This window comes from Planctobacterium marinum (assembly GCF_020687805.1).
GTDB classification, from domain to species: domain Bacteria; phylum Pseudomonadota; class Gammaproteobacteria; order Enterobacterales; family Alteromonadaceae; genus Planctobacterium; species Planctobacterium marinum.
This window is the reverse complement of record NZ_JAJEWQ010000003.1, coordinates 164,899-189,740: the sequence shown is the minus strand read 5'-3', so window position 1 is coordinate 189,740 and position 24,842 is coordinate 164,899. Positions and strand designations below refer to the sequence as shown.

Genomic DNA, 24,842 nt, shown 5'->3' with positions numbered 1-24,842 from the left:
GATTGGCGCACTTGGAATTTAGAAAAGGATTTACCATTGGAATAACGGAACGGGAGCAAGAGAATGCTAATATTGACCAGACGTGTTGGTGAAACCCTGATGATTGGTGATGAAGTGACAGTCACTGTTTTAGGGGTTAAAGGAAACCAGGTTCGAATCGGTGTGAATGCACCAAAAGAAGTATCTGTGCATCGTGAAGAAATTTACATGCGCATACAAGCAGAGAAAAATGCTCAGCTGGCAGCCCATGAATCGGGCGCTGATAAGAGCGAAGATTGATCTCTAAAAGCAGGCTGGTTATCCAGCCTTTCTTCTTTATGTGGCCATTGCCGGCTTGTTATTAACATCGCTAAATATTGACTTTTTGGTTAATTATTAGCTTCATTGTTCAAATAGCCAGCATCCAAATAATTTCCTTAAAAAATTGTTTGACTTCGCCACACTAATCATTAAACTTCGCATCCACATTTTGGCACTGACGCTGTTATTCGTAACGGAGTTGGCGACAAAGTTAGGAGAGGTGGGTGAGTGGCTGAAACCAGTTCCCTGCTAAGGAACCATACCTATTACTGGTATCGAGGGTTCGAATCCCTCCCTCTCCGCCATTTAGTTTTTAAGACTAATTGGTAGATTTTCAAATATCTGCGCGTGTGTAGCTCAGCTGGATAGAGTACCTGGCTACGAACCAGGCGGTCGGAGGTTCGAATCCTTCCACACGCGCCATTCCTGAAATGGTTTCCAATATTTGAAGTATCTGGCTCACCCATTATAATGAGTTTAGTTTAGCGCTAAACAGAGATGCAGCTGCATCTCAAAAATTGAACAAGTTTTAAAGCGTGTGTAGCTCAGCTGGGTGAAAACCGAAATTGAAATTGCGAATACCTGGAGCAATTTCCGGTTTGAACGCGAGGCAAGCGGACGCCGAGCTGGAAGCCTTCACCAGGGAAGGGTTAAACTACCTTAGGTGGAAGTTTAAGCTGAATTAAATAGGTGCTCGTACATCTCAAAAATTGAACAAGTTTTAAAGCGTGTGTAGCTCAGCTGGATAGAGTACCTGGCTACGAACCAGGCGGTCGGAGGTTCGAATCCTTCCACACGCGCCATACCAGAGAAAGCCCGAATCGAAAGATTCGGGCTTTTTTGTTTTGTGCGCCAAATTATTCCGGCCTGCTCTGTACATCTGTTAGTTTCGTCCTGTATGGTAGCTGTGATGACCTACAGGACTGTGACCTATGCCTAATTCACAATACAACTATCGCATCCTCATTGTGGAAGATGACGCTGCCAGTCAGCAAATCATTGCTGAAAAGTTGGAAGAAAATTATCGCCTGACCATCGCCGCCAATAAAGCTGAGGCGATGCAAAAGCTCCAGACTCAACCTTTTGAAATACTGCTACTGGATATTGGGTTACCGGATGGCAGTGGTCTGGATATCTGCCGGGAAGTTAAAGCCAATCACGATCTCTATGGCGACCTGAATATTATTTTTATCACCGGCAAAGATAAGCCATCAGACGAAATAGAAGGCCTCAAATTAGGCGCCAGTGATTACATCTCAAAGCCAATCAATGTCTCGGTGCTAAAAGCGCGTGTAGACCTTCAGGCACAGCTTATTCGCAAAACTGAATTGCTGGCAAATTTGGCACGTATAGACGGCCTGACCGAAATTTCCAACCGACGTGCATTTAATGACTATTTAGAAAAATCCTGGAGTCACGCCCGTCGCATTTCAGCGCCCATCTCACTGGCATTGATTGATATCGACTTTTTTAAACAATACAACGATATTTATGGTCATCCGGCAGGGGATGAGTGTTTGAAGTCCATGGCTGATTGTTTACAGTCCAACATCAAGCGTGGTTCAGACTTTGTGGCCCGATACGGCGGTGAGGAATTTGCTGTCATTTTGTTTGATTGTGACCTCGAGCAGGCCACGAAAATAATGCAGGGGTTGTTACAAGATTTCGCGGCGCTGGCGATTCCTCATGCTGCTTCAGCCGTGGCCGACTACGCTACCTTTAGCAGTGGTCTGTGTACGGCCTTTCCGGTAGACCAGGCTGCAGATACATTGGTCAAAATGACTGACAAATTACTGTACAGGGCCAAAAGTGAAGGGCGCAATCGCATCGTCGGTGAATACTTCCATAAACTCGAAGGCTGATGTGACTTTCTGCAAGCCAGGGCCGTCTGTATTGCATCAATGTCAGAGGGGTTAACATGCGTTTATTCAATTGTCCGGTTTGTCGTAATTTGTTGTATTTTGAGAACGTTGTCTGCACCCAGTGCGGGCACCAGATAGGCTTTGCCCCTGAGATTCTGAGTATTGTGGCCCTGCAGGACGATGTCACTGAAAACCGCATTCCTGTGGGGGCATCTGCTGCGTACAGGAAGTGTAAAAACTATTCTGAACACAATGTCTGCAACTGGTTGGTGGCCGAATCGGACAACGAAGAATACTGCCGCGCTTGCCGACTGAATGACACCATCCCCAATTTGGCCACTGAAGGTAACTTATCCCTGTGGCATACGATGGAAAAAGAAAAGCGACGCCTGATATACAGCGTCATTCAGCTGGGGTTGCCATTAACGGGCAAAGAGCAGGATACAGTGGCCGGTTTGTCCTTTTCGTTTTTAAGTGATTCTCCGGCGCAATTTTCTGAACGTGAGCGGGTTATGACGGGGCACAGCCAGGGACATATTACCATCAATCTTGCAGAAGCTGATCCTGCTGAGCGGGAGCGTATGAGACATCAAATGGCGGAGCCATACCGGACCATTTTGGGTCATATCAGGCACGAGTCAGGGCACTATTACTGGGATCGACTTATCGCAAATAGTCCGCTGCTGGAGGCTTGTAGGGCGGTGTTTGGCGATGAAACCCGCGACTATTCGCAGGCGTTGCAATCTCACTACGCGTCAGGCCCACCTGAAAACTGGCAAAATGACTATGTCAGTAGTTACGCCAGTAGCCATGCCTGGGAGGACTGGGCGGAGAGTTTTGCACACTATTTACATATTGTAGATACACTCGAAACCGCGTATCAATTTGATTTACAGGTGCGACCAAGAGCGGCCAAATCGGAGGGTTATGAAGCCGATGTTGAGTTTAACCCCTACAATCAGTCAGATTTTAAAATCATTATTGAGCATTGGCTGCCGCTAACCTATGCCTTGAATAGTCTGAACCGCAGTATGGGACATAGTCATGCCTACCCCTTTGTACTGTCGCCTAAGGTTATCGCCAAGCTGGAATTTGTGCATCAGAGTATTAGGGCCTGTTGAGCCAGGCATGGGATTAATCTTCTTCTGACTGCTGAGGTGGCAGGATTGGAGTTTCCGGGTTGCTGCGGATCACGCGCATCAGATCCCAATACCATGTGGTTCGGTGTGAGCCTTTACTTACCTTGTTGCGCAAGCTTTGCTCTGAGATAGGGCGGCCTAATTGGCACATTCGCTCAGCGAGATCTTTATAAGTTAAACCCGCCAGCGCCATTTCAGCTTTAATATGGCGTTTGATTTCTGTAGCAGCGATTTTATCCAGGTTTTTTTCAATCCTGCTCTTTTCTTTCGAATCTTTGCCCATTGCTGTCCTGCCCGAAGCCTATAATCGAAAACGATTATAACTATAATTCTATAAATGCCTATAGCTCACCTCCAAATTTAATAAAAATGTTATATAAATCAGGTGCTAAAAGTGGCTTTTGGGTAAATTATCTGGACCTACTGTATTTTTGGCAAAATATCACTATTACTGTGTTATACGGGACAGATAGACAATCAGAGTTTCTGCAACCGCGTATGGCGAATTGTAATTGTGACATTAACCCTGAGGGCACAAGGATTTTTACCGGTTGGAATTGCTGGCCATATCCTGAATGTACTCCTGCAGTTTGGCTTCTGCTTCGTCACCAAATAAGATATCACAGGCTTCCCGCAGTCCCGGAGCCGCCAGGATCTCTTCGTGACGCACTACCAGCGAAATTTTGGAGCGGCGGCGCAGAAAATCTTCCAGTTTAGTCACCATTTCCCTACGGGCTGCATGCTCTATTTCCACTCTCAGGTACTCAGCATTGGCGATCAGTCGTTCGGCTTTGCTGGCGTCTTCACGAATACTCTCCAACATACTAATGGCGTTACGTCCATAGCGCCGCCAGAATCGTTGTGTCAGCGGTTCTGAGGCACCTTCCGGTGTCATAGCATCCAAATCCATTAACCGGGCGCGATGGAGAAACTCTTGCTTTACTGCATCCCCGGGTTCACCGTACCATTTCTGTTCTCGGTAGGGGAGATGGATCCCGAGCTTCTCAACTTCGTGCGCGATTTCATCGCCGACATTAATACAATCCGTTAGTTTACCGCCAAAAATGGACAGGTGCTTGTATGCAGGATTGATGTCCACTGCGTGTTTTCTGCTGAGTTGCACCCAGTCCGCCTTGCCATTTTTGCCTTTGATGGCCAGCGGTCTGACCCCGCAACGTTCAGCGATGATATCAGCCTGAGTCAGGGGTTCATCCAGGTCCAGCAAGCGGTTTACATTGTCTAAAACAAATTGTCTGTCAGCTTCGGTAACGCTGGAATAGGGCGAGTCAACCTGGGTATCGGTGGTGCCAATACAGGTGCGTCGCCCCATCGGAATGACAAAAAACAAACGGCCATCATCAGCAAAGAAGGTCAGCACTTTACCGCTATCGGTTATTTGCTTCACAATTAAATGGATGCCCTTTGAAAATACATGGTGATGCTCAGTTTGTTGCCGGATGGTTTGGTTGATGGTATCGACAAACGGGCCGGCGGCGTTGATGAACACTTTTGAGCGAATAGTAAAGGTTTCGCCGCTGATCGTATCTCTTGCCTGGGTTTGCCACAGGCCATCTTCGTAGACGGCATTGCTGGCTTCCACGTAATTGGCGGCGATACATCCGTAACTCATGCCTTGGCGAATAAAATTAAATACAAAGCGGGCGTCGTTATCGTGTAAATAGCAGTCAGAATACTCAAATCCACCGGCTACGTTTTGGGTGTTGACCACCTGTTCTAATTTTTTGATGTTTCCGGCGCTGAGAAATTTAGGGGCGATTGTGAAAAACTTGCCAATCATCCAGTACAAAATGGTGCCCAGGAATACCATAAAGGGCGGGAAGCGGAAGCCTTTTTGAATACTGGTTAAAAACCGAATTTCCTGCACTGTTGAGGGATACTGGCGCATAAGGTGATTGCGACTCTTACACAATTTGTAGACCAGTCCATATTCATGGGATTCGAGATATTTGATGCCTCCCCAGGCCAGGTTTGAAGAGTTAGAGCTGGTGAATCCGGCAAAATCGCCTTTGTCGATCAGAGCCACTTTGGCCCCTTTGGCAGCCAGAGACGATGCAGATACTGCGCCATTGATGCCACCGCCAATGATTAGCACGTCAAAGTCTTGTTTACCCAGTTTTGTGAGATTACTTTTGCGAAGATTCATCATTCCAGCCACTAAATTGATTAAAACATGTATCTTATATAAGACTGTCTAGTCTACGTAACCGTGCACAGAAGGCAAGGATTATCGAAAAATATTAATGCTAGCCGAATTGGCTGGTGATACCAATCAGAATAAAGAATTGCTCGCTCAGAATACTGCTCTATATCTGGCTGGTATCAGGTGATTAGTAAAATGAGACTGAGAATGAAAAATTTTAACAGTTTTGCATTGCGCAGGTGTAAAAACGATTACACCTGCTCAATGATTCGAAGGAACTAAAGATTCGATACGCTCTCAATATCAAACCACAATTCTTTTTCGTCCAGTGGTGTTTGCGGCGACAAACTGGGGTTATCTATGCGAAATACCTTGCGACGGGCAACATTTGTTTTTTCCAGTGCAGAGCGAATATCCGGGTTTTCAAAAAACATCTTGTCGAAGGTACCGTCGGCGACACTCTTGCGCAATCCGGATTCAATTGCCGAAGCCAACTCAATATTGTCTATTGCCGTAAAGAAATACAGGGGCATGGGATAAATGAGCATTAAATCGGTTTCAATGGTCAGCGATAACTTAGGATCGCGGTTCACTTCTGACCAGGGCTCGTGAACAGCTCTTGGAAAATAATCAAATCGGCCGCCATCTAACATATGAAACAGGTTGATGTATTTGACTGGCTTTACCACCTCAATACCTGCTGACTCCAGTATCGGAGTATCTGACCAGAATCGCCCCTGGCCGGCCTGCAGTTGTAACAAGTCTGACATGGTATTGACCCGGCTAAATTTTGCCTGGTCGCCTTGCCGGATAATAAAAATACGGTGACCCAGCAGGCCTTTAAACAAGGGAACTCTTACCGGTCTGAATTCTTGCTCAACTTCGGTGGAGGTACCAATCCAGAAAACGTGTAATGAACCATCGTTCATCATACTTTTTAATCGCGCCTGGTTGACTTCCTGCTCAGCAGCCGGAGAGGTGTTATAGGTATTGGCGGTATCATAGCGCAACGCCATTTTGAGTAATTCTACGGGCCAGTAATCGCGCGGTGAGTTGGGGTCAACGTTAGGGTGTTTAACGGCAATTTCTGCCGCAGAGGTCGTTATGGAGATGCACATCGAGATGATGATCAAAAACGCAGAATTTAATCTCATAGATTGGGCCGTCTTATACTTATTCAATTCACAGTTAACGTCTGCACACTGTCAGACCTTGAGTAAAACGAAAACAAATTACAGTTTTGGCGCTTTGTCATGGAATTATAGCCAATATTTAGCGATTTTTGCGCTGAAACTGAAATATGTTTACATTTAGTTTACGTTTTATCGTATTTCATTAACTTGAGCAAGGGGAAAGGGCCTCAATCAGAACCGGAGGCCGAATTCAGTGGGTAGTTGCTGATTATTCGCTGTAAAATTTGTGTTTAAACTTCAGCGTTTGTTGTTCGTTACCGTGTTGGATATTGATGTTAAAGCGATATTGTTCCTGATCCCTGAAAGGCAATACCGCCAGATAGTATATGGCATCACCTTCTTTAACTTCTTTAAAGGTGAGTGATTTTTTGGTGCCCAGGAGGTTGGTGGCATCACCCATTACCGAGACGGACTGGGCTTCATGGCTATCTTTATCCAATACTGATATGTTCACCAGCCCCTGAAACTGACTGCGTTGAATACCGTAAGCACGGGCTACTTCCGGAGTCAGAAAGCTGGTGTTAATCACAATATAGTGCACATCCCAGTTGCCCAGAGTTTCGTACTGCTCGGCGTTAGCGGCATTAAATAATGCCGCGACGCTGCACAGCAGCAACGTAAGTAAGCGCACTTTAATCAATCTAGCCATGATAGTTCTCCGAAGCGTTAAAAGAACGGAATTAAGTCTTGCAGCAATAGCTGGATAAACTGCAGCCCTAACAACGCCACCAGTACCGATAAATCCAGTCCGCCCATTGGGGGAATGATCTTTCTGATGGGGGCTAACAATGGCTCTGTTAACTGGTGCAGCACGAGTTCAACCGGATTGTAACCCTGACTAAACCAGCTTAATAACGCCCGGATCACCAATACCCAAAACAGTAGTGAGAATATTTCCTTGAATACTACAATGGCACCCGAAAATGCTATCGCAACCGGGGTAACCGGGCCGGTGCCAAACATCAGTGCCAGCACGGTTACCTTGAGCATACCTATTGCCAGAGCCAATACTAAAGTGGCGGTATCCAGTGAGCCGATAGAGGGTAAAATTCGGCGCAAAGGAGCCACAATGGGGTGGGTGGCTTTAACCACAAACTGACTGAAAGGATTGTAAAAATCAGCCCGAACCAGTTGTAACCAGAGGCGCAATAAAACCACCATCAGGTACAAATCAAACAGGGTACTGATTAAAAAATAGGTTGCGTTCATAGAGTTTCCTAAAACAATTCCGACATTTCCCTGGCCCGATCAATAGCTGCCTGCATTGCGCCTGCAACAATATCTTCTAAGCCGCTATTTTGTAAGTGTTCTACAGCCTTAGCCGTAGTGCCGCCCTTAGAGGTGACTTGGGCTCTAAGTTCGGATAATTCAAGTTGTGGGTTGTGACAAACCATTTCTGCAGCGCCCAACATGGCTTGCTGCACCATCACCCGTGATTGTTCATTGCTGAAGCCCAGCTCAATGGCTTTTTTCTGCATGGCTTCTAAGAATAAAAAGAAGTAAGCCGGACTGCTGCCTGCCGCTGCAATCACGCCGTCTATCATGGACTCCTGGTCTACCGTAATCACCTCTCCGGTGTTGGCCATCAGAGATTGTGCAAACGCTTTTTGTTCGTCACTAACCTCAGGTGAAGCGTACAAGCCTACAACGCCTTTACCCAGTGCACAGGGGGTATTGGGCATAGTGCGGATCAGCGGGTACTGACCACCTAACATCTCCTGCAATCTCGCAGCATTGATGCCTGCCGCGACAGAAACGAATAACTTGCCGGTCAGGTCGCACTTTTCACTGAATGCAGCGCAGACTTCGGCCATTAATTGAGGCTTTACTGATAGCACCACCACATCGGCAAAATTAATGGCTTCGACATTGTCCTGGGTGGTCAGAATGCCAAATTCAGCTTTCAGGCCGTCGAGTTTGGGAGTGGACGGGTTGCTTGCCATAATTGCGTCAGTGGGGTAGTTGCCGGATACCAATCCAGAGATGATGGCACGACTCATATTTCCTGCGCCGATAAAGGCAATAGTAGATTTTTGCAAAGCGAAACTCCGTTAACGGTTTATAGTTTTGGGGAGCGGGCGCCAAATATTGCGGTGCCGATACGCACCATGGTGCTGCCTTTAGCAATGGCCAGCGCCACATCGCCGCTCATACCCATCGAAAGGGTGTCTACCTTATCATAGCTTAGTTGCAGTTGGCTAAAGAGTTGCTGCATTTGTTGAAATTCATCACACAATTTTTGAACATCATCGGTATTGGAGGGAATGGCCATCAAACCCCGCAATTGCAGCCGTGGCATGGTTTGTACAATGCTGTCGGCCAAAGACAAAACCTCTGATTCAGACAGACCGGATTTACTGCTTTCAGCGCTGATGTTCACCTGCAGACAGACATTGAGTGGCGGTAGATTTTCCGGGCGGTTGTCATTGAGGCGTTGTGCAATCTTAGCCCTGTCCACACTTTGTACCCAGTCAAAATGTTCAGCCACCGGCTTACATTTATTGGATTGCAATGGCCCGATGAGATGCCATTCGATGTCTTCTAAATGGCGGGTATCAGCAATTTTTTGCAGTCCTTCCTGCACATAGTTCTCGCCAAATGCCCTTTGTCCAGCCTGCCAGGCTTCTTCTACCATAACGGCGGGTTTGGTTTTGCTGACCGCCAGCAATTTTATTTCTGTTGCTTGTCTATTGACCGATTGAGCAGCCTGATGGATAGTTTCCAGTGCGCTTTGCAGGCTATCTGCTATTTTTGTATTCATATACTCATTAAAAAATAAACTGTACGGAGTTAACACCGTGGATATTACCGAACTTTTGGCTTTCAGTGTCAAGAATAAAGCATCCGATTTACACCTTTCTGCAGGGTTGCCACCCATTATTCGGGTTGATGGGGAAATGCGAAAACTCAATATCGATCCTCTCAATGACAAGCAGGTTAAAGCGCTGGTCTATGAAATCATGAACGACAAACAACGCAAAGAGTACGAAGAAAATCTGGAAACGGATTTTTCTTTTGAGGTCAAAGATCTGGCCCGTTTTCGTGTAAATGCATTTGTGCAAAACCGCGGTGCGGCAGCGGTGTTGCGGACCATTCCCAGCGAAGTGTTAACGTTGGATCAGTTGGGTGCTCCGGATATCTTCCGGGAAATTATTCAGCATCCCACTGGCATTGTATTGGTTACCGGGGCCACGGGTTCGGGTAAAAGTACCACGCTGGCGGCTATGATTGATTACATCAATAGTTCTAAGCGGGAACACATACTGACCATTGAAGACCCCATCGAATTTGTGCATCAAAACAAACTGTGCCTGATCAGCCAGCGGGAAGTGCACCGCGATACCCATAGCTTTAACAATGCATTGCGCTCTGCATTGCGGGAAGATCCGGATATCATCCTGGTGGGTGAATTGCGGGATCTGGAAACCATCCGATTGGCCATCAGTGCGGCAGAAACCGGTCACCTGGTGTTTGGTACACTGCACACCAACTCTGCGCCAAAAACCATCGACCGTATTATCGACGTGTTCCCGGCGGAAGAAAAAGCCATGATACGTTCCATGTTGTCGGAATCTATCCGTGCGGTTATTTCACAGACTCTGCTGAAAAAGGTGGGCGGTGGTCGTGTTGCGGCCCATGAAATTATGGTGGGTATCCCGGCTATCAAAAACCTGATCCGCGAAGACAAAGTGGCGCAGATGTACTCGGTAATTCAGACCGGTATGCAACACGGTATGCAGACTATGGATCAGTGTTTGCAAAAATTGGTGGCTCAGGGGCTGATTTCTCCTCAGGATGCCGCATCGAAGAGCACCAATAAACAAAGTGGTTTCGGCGGATAAGTGCAGGGCTGGCTTTAATAAAATGGACTAATCCGGAACGGCGAAAGCCGTCCGGAAAATAATGAGAGAACAGAACAATGGCAATTGAGTTAGACGCATTTTTGAAGTTTATGGTGGACAAAGGCGGTTCCGACCTGTTTGTGACCGCCGGTTTTCCGGTAAGCTCAAAGATCAATGGCAAAATGACCCCGCTTCAAAAGGGGGCACAGGATGAAGCCGGTGCCCTGAGCCTGGTACATCAGGCCATGAACGAAAAACAACGGGCAGAATTTGCTCAATCGCGGGAGTGTAACTTCGCCATCGTGCGCGAAGGCATCGGGCGTTTTCGTTGCAGTGCATTTTGGCAACGGGATCAGGCGGGTATGGTAGTGCGTCGTATCGTCACCCAAATCCCCAATGCGGAAGACCTTGGGCTACCGCCGGTATTAAAAGACATCATTATGGCCAAGCGCGGTCTGATCTTGTTTGTCGGGGGAACCGGTACCGGTAAATCCACCTCACTGGCCGCCCTGATTGGCCATCGCAATAAGAACTCCTATGGCCACATCCTGACCATTGAAGATCCCATCGAGTTTGTGCACGAACACCAGAATTGCGTCATTACGCAACGGGAAGTGGGTATCGATACTCTGTCTTTTGATGATGCTTTGAAAAGCTCATTGCGTCAGGCGCCGGATGTTATTCTGATTGGTGAGATCCGTTCTATGGAAATCATGGAATATGCCATGTCCTTTGCCGACACCGGTCATTTATGTGTGGCCACATTGCACGCCAATAACGCCAACCAGGCGATTGAGCGGATCATGCATTTAGCGCCGCCAGAGCAACACGCCAAATTGCGTTACGATTTAAGTCTGAATATGCGGGCGATTGTGGCCCAGCAGCTGGTACCCACCGTGGATGGTAAAGGGCGCGTTGCCGCCATTGAGATATTGCTTAACTCGCCTTTAGTGACCGATATGATCCAGCGTAGCGAAATCTCCGGCCTGAAAGAAGCCATGAGAAAAGGCAAAGAGATGGGGATGCAGAGTTTTGATATGGCACTCTATGATCTGCTAAAAGCAGAAAAGATCACCATGGATCAGGCGCTGCATCATGCTGATTCGCCCAATGATTTGCGCCTGATGATCAAACTGGACAGTGATGCGGGTAACACCCTGGGCTCATTGAGCGACGTAACAATTGATATGGACTGATAGATACCATTTCTATTGTATATTTACCCTCTCAGCGCAGCCTCAGGGACATTAGTTCGAGGCGTGCGAATGAAAGAATACTGGTGGTCTTGTGAGCTTCGCGCAACAAAGAAATAATGTTCTTGAGGCGCGTCTACGATGGGGCTGAAAAGCATTTATACTGTGTTGGATGTTTTTGATTTAGGCCCACTAGACCGGCAAACATCCGCCTTGTCTAAATGCTTTTCATCACCCACTGAGGTGGGCAAATATATAATGGAAATGGTATAACAACTTGGTAAAAGTGTTTTGCAGTGAAAATCGTTTACGCATCCAGCAGATTAAAGATCTGCTGGATAGTTACGGTATTCCCTGCTTTATCAAAAACGAATTTGCCATTGGCGGTGTCGGGGAAATTTCCCCGTTTGATGCCTGGCCAGAAATCTGGTTAACCGACAATGAGTGGTTTAACCGGGCCAGCAAATTGATTGCTGAATTTGAAGCTTCTGAAGTGCAGGGCAGCCCCTGGATTTGCCGCCAGTGTCAGGAAGAAAACGAAGCCAGTTTTGAAATCTGCTGGCAATGCGGCACTGAATTTTCACCCTGATGGAGTGATTCAAGGAACGAGATGACTAAATTGGCTCAGCTTATTCCTGATAATAGACATTCTCTAACCAACTTTCCGCAATCAAACAGGCAGAAACACTGTCTATTTTGCCTTTCTGCAGTTTTTTATAGCCGCCCAATTCAAATAACTTTTCTTTGGCAGCGGCGGTAGTCAGGCGCTCATCGTAGGTATCTATTGGCATTCTGAAGCGATTGGACAAGCGGTTGGCAAACTTCTGGGCGCCATAGGTTACCTGTTGCCAGGTGCCATCCATATTCAGCGGTAATCCCACCACCACGCGATCAGGTTGCCACTCTGCAAATAAGGCTTCCACTTTCTGCCAGTCGGGTATGCCATCAGTGGCTTTTAATGCCTCCAGTGGTGCTGCAGTACCTGTTATCGCCTGCGCAACGGCAACGCCAATACTGCGGGTACCAAAATCAAATCCGAGAAGTGTATTCATGGTGAACTGGAATTTTTGCCATGGGGTAGTTTGTCATACAGCGAATTGTAATCAGACTGTGCTCTGTATTGAACCAGTTTTTATTAAAACCGGATTAATAGGACCGGTTTTATGCGAAGGCGACCGGATCAATGTCACAGCATCTGGCTTCATTAGAGCGCATTCTATGGTTTACTGCGGCGCCGCAAATAATGGTCGCCAGGTGCCACCGTAAGACTCGTCTTCTGTTCCAATGCTCAACACACTGCCCGGAACCATTACTGAGGGAGCGGCTAACGCTTCTACCTTAAATCCATCAATCTGCCAGAATATTTTGGGGGCATTGACCCTTTGCAGCGGCTCTGAGTGTGTCGCATCGGTAACCGACGCTGCAGGGTATACAATTGAACGAAATGGGCCCTCATCACCAGCGTCCTCGGTGGCAACGGCCCAAACCGTACCCTGATTGTCCAGATGCAGATCCGAAATAGTACGTCTGAGCTGAGGATTGCCCCACAATTCAGGAGCGACAACAGTGACAGCTTTGTCCTGATATTCATCCCAGGAAAGCAGACTTCGATCATAATCTAAAACGCCGATGCGCAGCACACCATTTGGGTAGGCCTCACTTCCGCCTCTTTCTCCTAACACTACATAGAATTTACGGTTGTGTTCAAGGCAGACGATACCTTCGAAGTTATCGCCATCAATTTTGTCATCGCTGCCTGTTAACATCGGTAATTGATACACGGTTTTGACAACGGCAGTGGGTATAGTTAAGGCAATGTGAAAAAGTCGGCCAAACTGACCCTTCCAGTAGCCGGATTCCGCCAGCAGAAACTCGTTACTTTTCCCCGGGATCTGGCAGACCGACTCCAGATCGCTGGCCTGGCCGTCACTGTGCTTCCAGTCGGCAATGCTGATGGCAGTAAATTCCGGTATCGCATCGGTTCGGGTTTTTAACACGCCCAGGCGGTCCCCCTGTTGATAGCCTTTTTTGTCGGTGACTACCAGAAAAGAGTCGGCATTTATTCTGGCCATGCCACTGAAACCAATTTCAACAGCTTGGGCCTGGCTGAAGCTCCACAGCAAAATTATCAAGGTTAAATACGCGATTTTCTGCATCATAATCTCCGGAAACTATCAGTTTGTGAGGCGGTGCCCCGGTATTACTGAAAGAGTGTTATGGCCCTAATTACAGCTGTATTTTCAGCGTTTTTCAAAGTGAATGTAGGTATTACTGTTTCAGTTTCCCGAAAATTACCGGTAAATCCAGATTTATTGACCGTTGCAGTCGCCTGCAAAAAGAAAATTACCAGGAAATTCATGTAATTATAAAATAGGACGACCGTCCTATTGTGTTGTTGGGACGATCGTCCTAAACTCAGAGTATAGTTGCATACTAATAAACGCATTTAATGTGTAAGTACCAGCTTAGTTAATAGGCTGCACCAGAGGCATCGACTGTGAATGTGAATACCCGGGAAAAAATCATTGCTGTAGCCAGTGACCTGTTTTATGAGCAGGGATTTGAGGCCACGTCTTTTTTGCATGTTGCCAGTCGGCTTGGCATCTCAAAAGGAAACTTGTACCACCACTTCAAATCTAAAGACGCTTTATTGAATGCGGTGGTGGGCTTTCGGTTAAGCGAAACGGCGAATATGTTGCAACATTGGGAGGGCGCCAGCACCGGGCCGCAAGAAAGGATCAAACACTACATCAATATTGTTATTCAAAACTGGGACAAAATCAGAGTCTTTGGCTGTCCGGTGGGTACGCTGTCTAATGAATTGGTAAAACGCGATCCTGAAAATAAAGACGCGCAAAAAGTATTTGCGTTATTTCGCGTCTGGTTGCGGCAGCAATTTACGGAGATCGGCGAATCAGACAAGGCTGATGAATATGCGATGCGGGTGTTGTCATGGAGTCAGGGGGTCGCGGTTTTAGGCAGTGCCTTTGGCGACTTTATTTATGTGAAACGCGAAGTCACTGCGATGTGCATATGGATTGATGAGTTACACCGCAGCGACACAGCGAATTCAGCAAACGAGAGGAATAACTAGATGTTTATCGTATTTTTGACATTTTCGGAAAACAAGGCTCAGGCCGGTGAGTTGATGGCGGCACACAACGCCTGGTTGCAACAAGGATTTGATGATGGTGTATTTCTGTTGGCGGGTAGTATCAAACCAGGCAAAGGCGGGTCAATCATTGCGCACAATACTGCGGTGGATAAGTTACAGCACAGGATTGCCCAGGACCCATTCGTAGAACAGCGGGTGGTGACCGCTGAAATCCATGAGATTGCACCGTCTAAAATTGACAGTCGTTTAGCATTCTTAGCCTGAACCAGGAGCCGGAATATGACAATAGCAGAAACAGAGAATGACGCTGTGATTCGTTGCGCTTGGGCTGCGACGACCGAGGAGTTTGCGGAGTATCACGATACAGAGTGGGGCTTTCCGGTAAAGGATGATCGCAGGTTATTTGAAAAAATTTGCCTTGAAGGTTTTCAGTCAGGATTGAGCTGGCGCACTATCCTGGCGAAAAGAGATGCGTTCAGAGTCGCATTTGCCCACTTTGATTTTCACGCCATATCCGGGTTTAGCGACAACGATGTTGCCGAACTACTGCAAAATAAAGGGATAGTCAGGCACCGAGGCAAAATCGAAGCAGTCATTAATAATGCCCAAAAAGCCATTGACATGGAACGGGAATTTGGTTCACTGGCGGCTTACTTTTGGTCTTTTGAACCGACAGATACAAGTGCTCATGAGCCGCAAACCCGATCCACTTCAGCGGAGTCTGTGGCGCTGTCTAAAGATCTGAAAAAACGTGGCTGGAAGTTTGTTGGGCCCACGACCGTGTTCGCGTTTATGCAGGCAATGGGATTGATCAATGATCACCAAATCGGATGTCACTCTCGCGAAAAGGTAGAGAAAGCCAGACAAAAATTCGATCGTCCTTAGCGGTCGATATAGCGCTTAAGTACCTTAGAGTTTTTTTCGCAAAGTTGGCTTTCTTGCCCTTGGAGTTGCCATTGATGAACTAAGCTCAGTTGATTGTCATTTATATGGTTTTCTATTTGGCAATAATTATGATGGTTGTTTGGTTATTGCCAGTATCAGATAATCTGAAGTTCAAAAATTAAATGCTAAAGAGCAAGGTAACTATTTGAGTACTGAGATTGTTCTGTGGTTAATCTCACTGTGCACCTCCGCGATAGCCGGTGTGGTGGGGTTTGGCGGTGGTATGCTGTTAATTGCCATCCTTCCTGTATTTTTAAATCCCGCTTTAATCATCCCGATACATGGCATAACCCAAATTGCCAGCAATTCTTCACGAATGGTGTTTTCATTGTCTCATGTCAGGTGGGCACTGTTTCCTAAGTTCTTCATTGGCTCACTGTTTGGGGTTTTGTTATTTGGTTACATCTTGCTCAGCGTGCCCACCACCTATGTGCCGTTAGCAATTGGTGTATATATTCTGCTGAATCTGTGGAGTGCTCATTTCGCGGACTTTATAAAACGGTTTGAGAGCTATTACCTTATCGGGTTTTTGCAAACGGGTCTGGGCTTAGTGGTTGGTGCAACCGGGCCATTGTCGCTATCTGTGTTAACGAAAGAACTGGATTCTAAAGATGACATTATCGCCACCAGTTCCATGTTTATGACGATTAGTCACCTGGCGAAAATACCGGTGTTTGCCTATGTAACGGCTGAGCTTTTTAGCAACGTAGAATTACTACTCTTTATGGTGGCTGGCGCCATACTTGGCTCTTTCATTGGTACTAAATTACGACTTGCTGTACCTAATGAACACATCATTCTCGCCATTAAAATACTATTGACCTTGCTGGCTGTCAGAATGATAGCGGTGGTGGTTGTGTGACCAGCGAAAAGTACAAATTGATTGAAATTTATGCCCCTGCACCGTACGCTGTAATGCTGCGCTAATTTTACCGCACTAACTGCTTTTTGCAGTTCTTAACCTTACATCACAGCAGGTAAAATATGAGTTATCCAAAAACGCTGTCTGCGGCACATGAGCGCTTGCTCAACACAATAATCATCGAACTTTCAAAAGACGCCAGGATCCTGGGAATTGGAGCCGGGGGGTCATTCGCATCCGATAATATGGATCGATACAGTGATTTAGATTTAGTTATCGCGACAGACCCATCAGATTTTGAAGAGGTAATGCATGCACGCTTAAGAATGATTAACAGCATCAGCGGGTGTTTAGTCAGTTTTACGGGCGAACATGTCGGGGAGCCTCGTTTGATTATTGCGCTTTTTCTACCGGAATTGCTCCATGTTGATTTTAAGTTTGTGACATTAAACGACGCGGCTAATCGGGTGGACAACACTAAGGTATTGTGGGAGAGACAAAATTGTTTAACTGACGTCTTCGCTGCCTCTGATTATCAGTATCCCCAGCCTGATATAAATTGGATTGAAAACCGATTTTGGGTTTGGGTGCACTATGCTGTTGGTAAAATAGCCCGGGGAGAGTACTTTGAGGCGATTGAATTCTTATCATTTTTAAGAACGACGGTGCTTTCGCCACTGGCGTTGCAGCAAAACGGGATGGTGCCATCGGGTGTCAGAAACCTGGAAACAAGGTTACCGAGCTTTGCAGATAAATTGAAGATGACATTGGCAGGTCACGATAAGGCGTCTTTGGTGAATGCTCTAAATAACGTGATATCAATCTATCTTGAGTTAAGAAGTAATGAAGAGGTATCAGTCAATGCTGATGCTCAGGAATATTGCTTAAAATACTTAAACACCGAACTGGCAATTAAATAAGTAACACATACGGCACAACGGAGAGGGAGCTCTCCGTTTTACTGAGTTGCAACTGCGGGATACGTTTCACTCTGACAATTCTCCCAACTAATTCTCTCTGTTAATTCTGACATGGACTACAACTGACAAAATCGCATATCTGATCGGGAAAAACGTCAACCAACATTCGGCTTAAAATCCTCGTTTAGCACTATTCAAACTCAAATGCTGCGGTAGACAGAAGCTATAAAATGATACATATTGTATATATAGTGTAGTTAATGGTATTGCGAATGGGTATAGTAAAAATTTCAGACGAACTTCATGATGAGGTCAGAAAAACGAGTACAGTAATGGAGCGTTCAATAAACTCCCAGGCAGAGTTCTGGCTCAAGATAGGACGACTGGCGGAGCAAAACCCAAAACTAACTTATGAGCAAATTTTAGAACGTGAAATGCTTGCTCAAAACGTCACCACAATAAGACTGATCAATGAATAGCAATCACGTTAAATCGCAACAAGAAATAGAGTTAATGCGTGAATCCGGAAAACTGCTGGCGCAGGTATTCAGCGAGTTAGATCGATTTGTGGTGGCAGGGCGGTCAACGCTTGAGATCAATGATTTTGTTGAAAACTATATTGTCGAAGAATTACAGGCGCGTCCTTCCAGTAAAGGCCAATATGGTTATGAGTATGTACTAAACTCTTCAGTAAACGACGTCGTTTGCCATGGGGTACCGTCGGCCGCGAAAAAGTTGAAATCGGGCGATATCGTGAACATTGATATTACCCTGGAGAAAAATGGTTACATCGCGGATAGCAGTAAAATGTACCTGATAGGCCAGGTTTCTCCCGTTGCCAGGCGATTAGTTGACGTTACCTACCAGGCTATGTGGAAAGGCATTGAAACTGTTAAACCAGGCGCTACCCTCGGTGACATTGGCCATGCGATTCAAACTCACGCCAGGAAACATGGCTTTAGCGTAGTACGCGAATATTGCGGACATGGCATAGGGCAGCAGATGCATGAAGAGCCACAGGTGTTGCACTTTGGTGAGCCTAAAACGGGGCAGGCACTTGTGGCCGGAATGACCTTTACAATCGAGCCAATGATCAATCAGGGCACTCACAAAACGAAAATGAAAAAGGATGGATGGACTGTAGTAACACGGGACAAAAGATTGTCGGCACAGTGGGAGCACACAATACTTGTCACCCAAAATGGCTATGAAGTTTTAACCTTGCGCAGCGAAGAAATATGCGAAATAACTCCGGAGTTCCGGAAAACTAATTAACTGAATTAACGAGGACACCCACTTTAAGATTGAGGGAGAGGTAAGTTGATGCGCAAAAGCGAAAAGAAAATTAAAAAAGCCAGTTTGCGTATCCCGCGAGTGTTTTAGTCGGCTATGATTTAAGATGGCTGTCCTGTTAAGTCCCCGCCTGTAAATAGCTCAACTGCATCTGAATAAGCAAGGTCGAATATTCCTATTATAGCTAGCGCGACTATAAGCCCAATAGTTAATGTGTAGTGCTCTCTAAAAAACATTGTCCTTTATCGCTCATTTGGTTGCCAAATCGTGATGTATAACAATTTAATTTTGACCCAAAAGGTCATTTTTTTACTTTAACTTGGGTTAATTATATACTTTGTGCTTGCGAAAACAAATTAGCCTAAGCAAAGCCACTCATTTGAAGTAGAGGTTTCTTGATATCTGGTCTGAGGACTGAAACTACCCACTGGGTCGCTTTCCTGACTATGGGAGCAAACCGTTGTTTAAATTGTTCAATCGAAAATTTTTTGAAGGCTGCTATTGGCACAAATCGGAAGTTTTAAAACGTAAAGCTGAAGACCCGCTTATTGTTTGAAGCCGCCTGATTTGTATTGTCTAGTGAACGGCGGCTTTGGTGTGATTACTGCCTGTGAAGCCATGGACTAGTTAAGCTAGGTGACATTAGCTGCCTCGATTGTTTGAGATGGGACGACTGCGTGGTATGTATTGCCGATATTTGCGGGTTAACACCTGAATGGCAACAATGAGCGAATAGCGGACATAGGACTTTGCAACCTTACAAGGTAATCTAGCTTTCAAGGTAGGCGACTTTGCATGGTCGCACTAATAAACTGTTAGGCAAATAAGGATGAATTATGATTGAGAAAATTAAGCCTGTATCAAATCCTTTAACAATTATCGCTATATTTGCTGGTTTGGCAGAAATTGGAGGCACAATTGTTTTGCCTCTTTTGGAGAAGGATATTCAATCAATATACGTATGGTTTTTAATGGGTTTTCCTATATGTTTGGTTCTTGTTTTCTTCTGGACCTTATACAATAACCATAGTGTTCTATATGCACCATCTGACTTTAAAGATGACAAGCACTTTATGCAGCTTCTAGACGAAAAATTGGATGTTGTTAGTGACAAAGTAAAAGAAGAATTTGAGAATAAATTAGATGCAATAACGCAAGCTCAATCTTTAGTCAGAAGGGGGATGGATTCGCTAAAAAGTGAAGAGTTTATGCATGCATCAGAGCTTTTCAAAGATGCTTTAAAAGCATACCCCGACGATGCTGATGCAAAAGTTGGCTTAGCTAATGCGTTAAATTATATGGATGAGAAAAATCACTCTTACCCGGTTCAATTAATTACAGAAGCACTTACACTAAATAAAGACAATGCTTGGGCCCTATATAATAGGGCTTGTATTAAAGCTTTAAATCATAAAAATTATAGTATCGCTAGCATAGTCGAAGACTTAGAGGCTGCAATGTCACTGAACCAAATATATAGAGAACAGGCTCAAACTGATCCTGATTTCAAAGCAATTAAGGAAGTTGCGGAATTTAACGTTTGCCTAACAAATCAAGTAAGAAAGACGCCCTAACGCACGCCTCTTCTTGAAGCGTTAAACGCCCGCTAATGTGTAGTAGCTCAGACCTGATCTGACAGTTACCCGGATTGCGGTATCAACCGCCAACAGAATCTTAAACTGGAATGTCATTTCATTTAGTGATCCTAAGTCTGCTATTGTCTGAGCGAGTCTGAAACACTATAGTTCATTATGTTACAATTCATTAAACTGTCGCCAAATACTCGGACTCTGTTCCGTGCTTGCGGCTCAAGCTGTTTCGCACCAAGGATAATAGGGAAAATCTGAACCGAAAGGTGTTAAGCTGCCTTTTTTAAGTGATCAGTGCTCAGGTCCGCAGGAAGCTGGATGCTGATCTTTAGTCCGCCTAAATGGCTAACTTCAGCGTTAATTTTGCCGTTGTGGGCCTCCACCAAACTTTTGCAAATAGACAGGCCCAACCCCGAACCATGTTGATCATGATCTTTAGTGCCATCGGCGCGATACATTCTTTCGAATAATCTGGGAATTTCTTCCGGTAAGACACCGGGAGCGGAGTCTTCCAAAATGATTTGTACTTGGTCATTCTGACGTGAAACACTGCAGTTGATGGTGCCTGGAGCATCCGTATAATTGATGCTGTTGCGCAGTAAATTGGCAATTACCTGCTTTAGCCGTGTGCCATCCACATTGAATTGTTCGTCTTCAGTAATATTTACAGAGGTGGTGATCTTAAGGCCTTTGTGCTCCACGACTTCCCGATAGCCCTCTGTGATTTCCAGTAGCAGTGCCTTGACTTTGACCGGTTCAAAATTGAGTTTCAGCAAGCCATTGTCTGCTCTGGCTAAATCGTACAGATCTTCGATCAGGCTGTTCAATTCATCTATCTTGTTGTTAAGCCGTTGGTACGCGACTTCAGGTTGATCTTCAAGGTTGTATTGCAAGGATTCAATTTGCAGTTTAAGCGCGGTCAGGGGGCTTCTGAGTTCATGCGCCACTTCCGCTAGCATGGCATTTTTTTGCTGCACTGAATCGGCCAGTAGCTTTTTCTCTATTGCTGCGAGTTTGCGCCGGGTTCGTTCTTTGTAGCCGAGTATGGCCAGTAATAAAACGACTATTAACAAACCGGTGATCCACAGCTTTTTCTCCAACTCTGCGCTTTCCAGTTGCAACTGTTTTAAGTTTGACTGAGTTTCCAGCAATTCTATGCGGTGCTCCTTTTGCAGATAGTCCATCTGGTTTTGCAGTTGCGCCATAATGCTGCTGTGATTTTCTGCTTCATACTGATCTTTCAGGCGGTAATAATCCTTGTAAGCCTGCAGTGCTTTTTCTGCCTGGCCTGAACGCTCATAGGCCTCGCTGCGCAGTGAAAAAAGGGTGCGAATATGCTCAAAGTTTTTTTGTTCCAGGGTGTCGTCGATTTTGTTTTCCAGGATGCCTAAAGCATCGCTAAAACGACTTTCTGCAATCAAAATTTCCGCTTTAATCAGTGCGCTGTGAGCCAATTGGTTATCCTGACCGACTTTTTGATTGAGCGCTGTTGCCCTGTCTACATAGGTGGTTGCTTCTTTGGTATTGTTGTTTTGTAAGTAAATTCTGGCCAGATTGTTGTACACCTGTCCCAGGTGGCCTTCGGCATTGATGGATTCGAAATACTGTTCGGCCAGCTTTGCATTTTGCAGTGCGGCGTCGATGTTTTGGCTGGCAAGATCAAGTTCAGCCAGCATATTGTAGTCATGACCTAAAAAGCCAGGATTGTTGCCAGGTAGATCCAGAGCCAAAGCTTCAAGGGTGAAGAATCGTGCATTTTCAAAGTCTTTCATCTTTTTGTAGATACTGGCGACATTAAAATAGCTGGTGGCCAATTCATCAATATCGCCCCGTTGTCGATCCAGCTCAATGGTTTTCATGTGTGCGGCAAGCGCATCTGATAAATTTCCCATACGGTCATGTTGCATGCCGATACTGTTATAGGCGTTGGCAATGGTAGCCAGATCTTCAATGTCTTCGCCGATTTTTAGCGATTGTTGCGCATAGTTTAGCGCGTCAACATTTTGATTGATGTGACCGTAAGATGAACTGAGTTCCAGCAGCGCGTTGGCAATAAATTTGGCATCCCCGGCGGTTTGATAGTGGGTTAAGGCTTGTTTAAAAAGACTGATGGCTTCCTGATGCTTTCCCTGTGATTGTACAATTTCACCATGGTTGAGGAACGCTCTGCCAACGTATAACTCATCGTTAAGGTGTTCAGCTTCCAGTTTTAGCTGGCTATTGTGATCCAATGCCTGCTCTATATTCCCCAAAGAGAGGTGTGTGCGCACCAGCATATCGATACCCAGTATTTTGTCTCTGCCGCGCAGCTCGCCGTTGTGAATGGCTGGTATCAGATACTCCACCAGGGCCTGGGATTGCCCGTTTTGTTGCAGTTTTCGCGCCTGACCTAAAACACTATCTTCCTGTGCCGCCGAGCTTCCACAAAGACACAAAAACGCCAATACCAGTATCAGTTTTGGCAGTGTCAGGTCGTTATGGCTAATACCAATTTTGCAAATGCTCATTGTTATTTTCAGTCATCGACTCCCGGCAGCTTTACTGCTGAGTCGTGTTGGGAATTAGAATAAGAGTGAATCTTATCCATAGTTTATCCCACCGTCACGGGTTAAAAAATGAAGGATTATGAATGAATCTTAAGGAGGGGATTAAGTTGCCGGGCTGCGCTCAATCATCAGACTCTAAATAATTAACGGGACTGCTGGTGTACTTCTGCCTGAATGGCTCAGGCGTGTCCGACTTGTGGTGACAATTGCCAAATGTTGATACCTAATTTTTCTATTGCTTTGTCCCATTTCTGTTCAATGGGAACGTTAAACAATATATCGGTATCGGCTTTTAACGTAAGCCAGGAGTTGCTCTCCAGCTCTTCTTCCAGCTGACCTGCAGACCAGCCGGCATAACCCAGGGCTACAATGGCTTTTTCTGGGCCTTGTTCATTGCCTATCACGCGTAATATGTCTTTCGAGGTGGTGACCATGATTTCTGAAGTTAATTCCAAACTGGAACTCCAGCCGGGTTGGCAGGTGTGCAGGATGAAACCGCGATCCCGGCTTACCGGTCCACCTTCCATCACCAGATGAGATTCGTGTTGCGCGTCAATTCGCACTTCTTCATCGGTTAAATTCAACAGTTGTTTCAGGGTTAGTTCGGTTCTTTGATTGATAACAATGCCCATCGCACCATGATCATTGTGCTCGCAAATATAGGTGACCGTTTTGCCAAAATACGAACCGTCCAGCGAAGGCGTGGCAATTAAGAAGTGATTCTGTAAGCTGTTGTCCAAAATACGTACCCGTTACTCAAAGTATTGAACCGAAGGTGTCATCACAAGCGTAGTAGAACGAGAGGATGACACACCATGCATAGTAGCAGTGTTGCTGAGCTATGCCAGTCAACTTTAGTCGAACCTGGCCATTAGTTTATGATCAGGACCGGTTCAGCCGGTTTTCAATGGCATCAAATAACTTACCGGTTATATCAACGTCATAGGCTCCTTCAATTTCCTGAACACAGGTAGGACTGGTGACATTTATTTCAGTAATTCTGTCGCCGATAACGTCCATACCAACAAACAGTAAACCGTTGTCTTGCAATGTAGGCGCAATGGCGTCGGCTAATTTTCTGTCTGAATCTGAAATAGGTTGAGGTCTTCCGGTGCCTCCGGCGGCAAGGTTTCCGCGGTTTTCACCTTTGGTAGGTAATCGGGCAAGGCAAAACGGGATGACTTCGCCGTCAACAATTAAAATTCGCTTGTCGCCATCTTTGATGGCAGGCAGAAATTCCTGAAACATGGTATATTGCTGACCCAACGCAGTCAGTGTTTCGATGATAACGCCCAGGTTGTTACCATCTTCTTTGACTCTGAAAATTGAGGTGCCGCCCATACCGTCCAGCGGTTTACAGATAATGTCCTGATGTTTGGCGTGGAATTCCCGTATGCGTTTTGAATCCCGTGTTACCAGAGTGGCCGGGATCAAATCCGGAAAGCAGGCGGTAAACAATTTTTCATTAAAGTCTCTTAATGCCTGAGGTTTGTTGACCACCAATGCTCCGGCTTTCTCAGCTAATTCTAACATCTGGGTAGCATAGAGAAACTCAGCATCGAACGGAGGATCTTTGCGCATTAAAATCACATCAAAAGCGGCAAGTGATTTTTGTTCAGGTTCCCCCAGTGTGTACCAGTTCTCCGCATTGCGCTGTACGGTCAATGCTCGCGCACTGCACATGGGTTTTCCCGTGTCCAGATAGAGATCGCTCATTTCCAAATAGGTGAGGTGATATCCCCGTTTTTGGGCCGCCAGTAACATGGCAAAACTGGTGTCTTTTTTGATGTTGATGTCGGCGATGGGGTCCATCACTATGGCAAGTTTTATGGTCATGGGCTTTCCAGTTCATTTACACTGCCATAGTTATAGTGACAATTTG

General features: G+C 45.8%; 26 protein-coding genes and 3 tRNA genes. 17 read left to right on the top strand and 12 right to left on the bottom strand.

Annotated elements, in window-relative coordinates; genetic code table 11:
- The first annotated feature begins 63 nt into the window (after positions 1 to 63).
- From csrA to LJ740_RS10590, 6 genes are all read left to right on the top strand, one after another.
- A complete protein-coding gene (csrA, locus tag LJ740_RS10615; protein ID WP_229529068.1) occupies positions 64 to 279 on the top strand; it encodes a carbon storage regulator CsrA in 216 nt (71 codons plus the stop codon).
- Between the two features lie 235 nt (positions 280 to 514).
- Positions 515 to 605, top strand: a tRNA-Ser gene (locus tag LJ740_RS10610).
- Between the two features lie 41 nt (positions 606 to 646).
- Positions 647 to 723, top strand: a tRNA-Arg gene (locus tag LJ740_RS10605).
- Between the two features lie 303 nt (positions 724 to 1,026).
- A tRNA-Arg gene (locus LJ740_RS10600) sits at positions 1,027 to 1,103 on the top strand.
- A 129-nt stretch (positions 1,104 to 1,232) separates the two neighbouring features.
- Positions 1,233 to 2,162 carry a GGDEF domain-containing response regulator gene (locus LJ740_RS10595; RefSeq protein ID WP_229529067.1) on the top strand — a complete coding sequence of 310 codons (930 nt, stop codon included), beginning with the start codon at positions 1,233 to 1,235 and terminating at the stop codon, positions 2,160 to 2,162.
- Between the two features lie 56 nt (positions 2,163 to 2,218).
- Positions 2,219 to 3,283: a zinc-binding metallopeptidase family protein gene (locus LJ740_RS10590; RefSeq protein WP_229529066.1), complete on the top strand. Its 1,065-nt coding sequence runs from the start codon at positions 2,219 to 2,221 to the stop codon at positions 3,281 to 3,283.
- Between the two features lie 13 nt (positions 3,284 to 3,296).
- On the opposite strand, the gene LJ740_RS10585 is transcribed toward LJ740_RS10590, so the two are convergent.
- The 7 genes from LJ740_RS10585 to LJ740_RS10555 form a co-directional block, all read right to left on the bottom strand.
- Complete coding sequence (locus LJ740_RS10585) at positions 3,297 to 3,584, bottom strand: DUF6471 domain-containing protein (protein WP_229529065.1); 288 nt, start codon at positions 3,582 to 3,584, stop codon at positions 3,297 to 3,299.
- A gap of 261 nt (positions 3,585 to 3,845) precedes the next feature.
- A complete protein-coding gene (locus LJ740_RS10580) occupies positions 3,846 to 5,468 on the bottom strand; it encodes a glycerol-3-phosphate dehydrogenase/oxidase (RefSeq protein WP_229529064.1) in 1,623 nt (540 codons plus the stop codon).
- A 272-nt stretch (positions 5,469 to 5,740) separates the two neighbouring features.
- On the bottom strand, positions 5,741 to 6,616 hold the full coding sequence (locus tag LJ740_RS10575; RefSeq protein WP_229529063.1) for a diguanylate cyclase: 876 nt from the start codon (positions 6,614 to 6,616) through the stop codon (positions 5,741 to 5,743).
- A 247-nt stretch (positions 6,617 to 6,863) separates the two neighbouring features.
- Positions 6,864 to 7,304: a DUF4426 domain-containing protein gene (locus LJ740_RS10570; protein WP_229529062.1), complete on the bottom strand. Its 441-nt coding sequence runs from the start codon at positions 7,302 to 7,304 to the stop codon at positions 6,864 to 6,866.
- A 17-nt stretch (positions 7,305 to 7,321) separates the two neighbouring features.
- Positions 7,322 to 7,864: a YggT family protein gene (locus tag LJ740_RS10565; protein ID WP_229529061.1), complete on the bottom strand. Its 543-nt coding sequence runs from the start codon at positions 7,862 to 7,864 to the stop codon at positions 7,322 to 7,324.
- A gap of 8 nt (positions 7,865 to 7,872) precedes the next feature.
- Positions 7,873 to 8,694, bottom strand: a complete 822-nt coding sequence (proC, locus tag LJ740_RS10560) for a pyrroline-5-carboxylate reductase (protein ID WP_229529060.1) — start codon at positions 8,692 to 8,694, stop codon at positions 7,873 to 7,875.
- A gap of 20 nt (positions 8,695 to 8,714) precedes the next feature.
- Positions 8,715 to 9,416: a YggS family pyridoxal phosphate-dependent enzyme gene (locus tag LJ740_RS10555; RefSeq protein WP_229529059.1), complete on the bottom strand. Its 702-nt coding sequence runs from the start codon at positions 9,414 to 9,416 to the stop codon at positions 8,715 to 8,717.
- A gap of 37 nt (positions 9,417 to 9,453) precedes the next feature.
- On the opposite strand from LJ740_RS10555, the gene LJ740_RS10550 reads away from it, so the two are divergent.
- The 3 genes from LJ740_RS10550 to LJ740_RS10540 all read left to right on the top strand — a co-directional run bounded on the left by LJ740_RS10550 (position 9,454) and on the right by LJ740_RS10540 (position 12,279).
- Complete coding sequence (locus LJ740_RS10550; RefSeq protein ID WP_229529058.1) at positions 9,454 to 10,497, top strand: type IV pilus twitching motility protein PilT; 1,044 nt, start codon at positions 9,454 to 9,456, stop codon at positions 10,495 to 10,497.
- Positions 10,498 to 10,574: 77 nt separating this feature from the next.
- Entirely contained in the window at positions 10,575 to 11,693 is a 1,119-nt protein-coding gene (locus tag LJ740_RS10545; protein WP_267498231.1) for a PilT/PilU family type 4a pilus ATPase, read from the top strand.
- 283 nt (positions 11,694 to 11,976) lie between these two features.
- The gene (locus tag LJ740_RS10540) at positions 11,977 to 12,279 is read left to right on the top strand and encodes a putative signal transducing protein (protein WP_229529633.1); all 303 of its coding nucleotides are present in this window, start codon (positions 11,977 to 11,979) and stop codon (positions 12,277 to 12,279) included.
- 40 nt (positions 12,280 to 12,319) lie between these two features.
- On the opposite strand, the gene ruvX is transcribed toward LJ740_RS10540, so the two are convergent.
- A complete protein-coding gene (gene ruvX / locus LJ740_RS10535) occupies positions 12,320 to 12,742 on the bottom strand; it encodes a Holliday junction resolvase RuvX (RefSeq protein ID WP_229529057.1) in 423 nt (140 codons plus the stop codon).
- Positions 12,743 to 12,913: 171 nt separating this feature from the next.
- A complete protein-coding gene (locus LJ740_RS10530; RefSeq protein WP_229529056.1) occupies positions 12,914 to 13,846 on the bottom strand; it encodes a hypothetical protein in 933 nt (310 codons plus the stop codon).
- A 341-nt stretch (positions 13,847 to 14,187) separates the two neighbouring features.
- Between LJ740_RS10530 and LJ740_RS10525 the strand changes: the two genes are divergently transcribed.
- From LJ740_RS10525 to LJ740_RS10490, 8 genes are all read left to right on the top strand, one after another.
- The gene (locus LJ740_RS10525; RefSeq protein ID WP_229529055.1) at positions 14,188 to 14,784 is read left to right on the top strand and encodes a TetR/AcrR family transcriptional regulator; all 597 of its coding nucleotides are present in this window, start codon (positions 14,188 to 14,190) and stop codon (positions 14,782 to 14,784) included.
- On the top strand, positions 14,785 to 15,069 hold the full coding sequence (locus LJ740_RS10520) for a YciI family protein (RefSeq protein WP_229529054.1): 285 nt from the start codon (positions 14,785 to 14,787) through the stop codon (positions 15,067 to 15,069).
- A 15-nt stretch (positions 15,070 to 15,084) separates the two neighbouring features.
- Complete coding sequence (locus tag LJ740_RS10515) at positions 15,085 to 15,690, top strand: DNA-3-methyladenine glycosylase I (RefSeq protein ID WP_229529053.1); 606 nt, start codon at positions 15,085 to 15,087, stop codon at positions 15,688 to 15,690.
- 205 nt (positions 15,691 to 15,895) lie between these two features.
- A complete protein-coding gene (locus LJ740_RS10510) occupies positions 15,896 to 16,612 on the top strand; it encodes a sulfite exporter TauE/SafE family protein (protein ID WP_229529052.1) in 717 nt (238 codons plus the stop codon).
- Between the two features lie 122 nt (positions 16,613 to 16,734).
- Entirely contained in the window at positions 16,735 to 17,532 is a 798-nt protein-coding gene (locus LJ740_RS10505; protein ID WP_229529051.1) for a nucleotidyltransferase domain-containing protein, read from the top strand.
- Between the two features lie 272 nt (positions 17,533 to 17,804).
- Positions 17,805 to 18,011 carry a ParD-like family protein gene (locus LJ740_RS10500; RefSeq protein WP_229529050.1) on the top strand — a complete coding sequence of 69 codons (207 nt, stop codon included), beginning with the start codon at positions 17,805 to 17,807 and terminating at the stop codon, positions 18,009 to 18,011.
- Positions 18,004 to 18,807, top strand: coding sequence for a type I methionyl aminopeptidase (map, locus tag LJ740_RS10495; RefSeq protein ID WP_229529049.1), 804 nt, complete (start codon positions 18,004 to 18,006; stop codon positions 18,805 to 18,807). The genes LJ740_RS10500 and map overlap by 8 nt, the downstream gene beginning before the upstream one ends.
- An 854-nt stretch (positions 18,808 to 19,661) precedes the next feature.
- Positions 19,662 to 20,399, top strand: a complete 738-nt coding sequence (locus LJ740_RS10490; protein ID WP_229529048.1) for a TPR end-of-group domain-containing protein — start codon at positions 19,662 to 19,664, stop codon at positions 20,397 to 20,399.
- 284 nt (positions 20,400 to 20,683) lie between these two features.
- Here LJ740_RS10490 and LJ740_RS10485 read toward each other — a convergent pair whose 3' ends face one another.
- From LJ740_RS10485 to gshB, 3 genes are all read right to left on the bottom strand, one after another.
- Positions 20,684 to 22,921 carry an ATP-binding protein gene (locus tag LJ740_RS10485; RefSeq protein ID WP_229529047.1) on the bottom strand — a complete coding sequence of 746 codons (2,238 nt, stop codon included), beginning with the start codon at positions 22,919 to 22,921 and terminating at the stop codon, positions 20,684 to 20,686.
- 218 nt (positions 22,922 to 23,139) lie between these two features.
- Positions 23,140 to 23,700 carry a YqgE/AlgH family protein gene (locus tag LJ740_RS10480; RefSeq protein ID WP_229529046.1) on the bottom strand — a complete coding sequence of 187 codons (561 nt, stop codon included), beginning with the start codon at positions 23,698 to 23,700 and terminating at the stop codon, positions 23,140 to 23,142.
- A gap of 142 nt (positions 23,701 to 23,842) precedes the next feature.
- A complete protein-coding gene (gshB, locus tag LJ740_RS10475; RefSeq protein WP_229529045.1) occupies positions 23,843 to 24,796 on the bottom strand; it encodes a glutathione synthase in 954 nt (317 codons plus the stop codon).
- Between the last annotated feature and the right edge of the window lie 46 nt (positions 24,797 to 24,842).

Bases quoted from the DNA above. Each gene is read 5' to 3' on its own strand.
- csrA (WP_229529068.1), top strand. From the start codon at position 64: ATGCTAATATTGACCAGACGTGTTGGTGAAACCCTGATGATTGGTGAT.
- LJ740_RS10595 (WP_229529067.1), top strand. From the start codon at position 1,233: ATGCCTAATTCACAATACAACTATCGCATCCTCATTGTGGAAGATGAC.
- LJ740_RS10590 (WP_229529066.1), top strand. From the start codon at position 2,219: ATGCGTTTATTCAATTGTCCGGTTTGTCGTAATTTGTTGTATTTTGAG.
- LJ740_RS10585 (WP_229529065.1), bottom strand. From the start codon at position 3,584: ATGGGCAAAGATTCGAAAGAAAAGAGCAGGATTGAAAAAAACCTGGAT.
- LJ740_RS10580 (WP_229529064.1), bottom strand. From the start codon at position 5,468: ATGATGAATCTTCGCAAAAGTAATCTCACAAAACTGGGTAAACAAGAC.
- LJ740_RS10575 (WP_229529063.1), bottom strand. From the start codon at position 6,616: ATGAGATTAAATTCTGCGTTTTTGATCATCATCTCGATGTGCATCTCC.
- LJ740_RS10570 (WP_229529062.1), bottom strand. From the start codon at position 7,304: ATGGCTAGATTGATTAAAGTGCGCTTACTTACGTTGCTGCTGTGCAGC.
- LJ740_RS10565 (WP_229529061.1), bottom strand. From the start codon at position 7,864: ATGAACGCAACCTATTTTTTAATCAGTACCCTGTTTGATTTGTACCTG.
- LJ740_RS10555 (WP_229529059.1), bottom strand. From the start codon at position 9,416: ATGAATACAAAAATAGCAGATAGCCTGCAAAGCGCACTGGAAACTATC.
- LJ740_RS10545 (WP_267498231.1), top strand. From the start codon at position 10,575: ATGGCAATTGAGTTAGACGCATTTTTGAAGTTTATGGTGGACAAAGGC.
- ruvX (WP_229529057.1), bottom strand. From the start codon at position 12,742: ATGAATACACTTCTCGGATTTGATTTTGGTACCCGCAGTATTGGCGTT.
- LJ740_RS10530 (WP_229529056.1), bottom strand. From the start codon at position 13,846: ATGCAGAAAATCGCGTATTTAACCTTGATAATTTTGCTGTGGAGCTTC.
- LJ740_RS10520 (WP_229529054.1), top strand. From the start codon at position 14,785: ATGTTTATCGTATTTTTGACATTTTCGGAAAACAAGGCTCAGGCCGGT.
- LJ740_RS10515 (WP_229529053.1), top strand. From the start codon at position 15,085: ATGACAATAGCAGAAACAGAGAATGACGCTGTGATTCGTTGCGCTTGG.
- LJ740_RS10505 (WP_229529051.1), top strand. From the start codon at position 16,735: ATGAGTTATCCAAAAACGCTGTCTGCGGCACATGAGCGCTTGCTCAAC.
- LJ740_RS10500 (WP_229529050.1), top strand. From the start codon at position 17,805: ATGGGTATAGTAAAAATTTCAGACGAACTTCATGATGAGGTCAGAAAA.
- map (WP_229529049.1), top strand. From the start codon at position 18,004: ATGAATAGCAATCACGTTAAATCGCAACAAGAAATAGAGTTAATGCGT.
- LJ740_RS10490 (WP_229529048.1), top strand. From the start codon at position 19,662: ATGATTGAGAAAATTAAGCCTGTATCAAATCCTTTAACAATTATCGCT.
- LJ740_RS10485 (WP_229529047.1), bottom strand. From the start codon at position 22,921: ATGAGCATTTGCAAAATTGGTATTAGCCATAACGACCTGACACTGCCA.
- gshB (WP_229529045.1), bottom strand. From the start codon at position 24,796: ATGACCATAAAACTTGCCATAGTGATGGACCCCATCGCCGACATCAAC.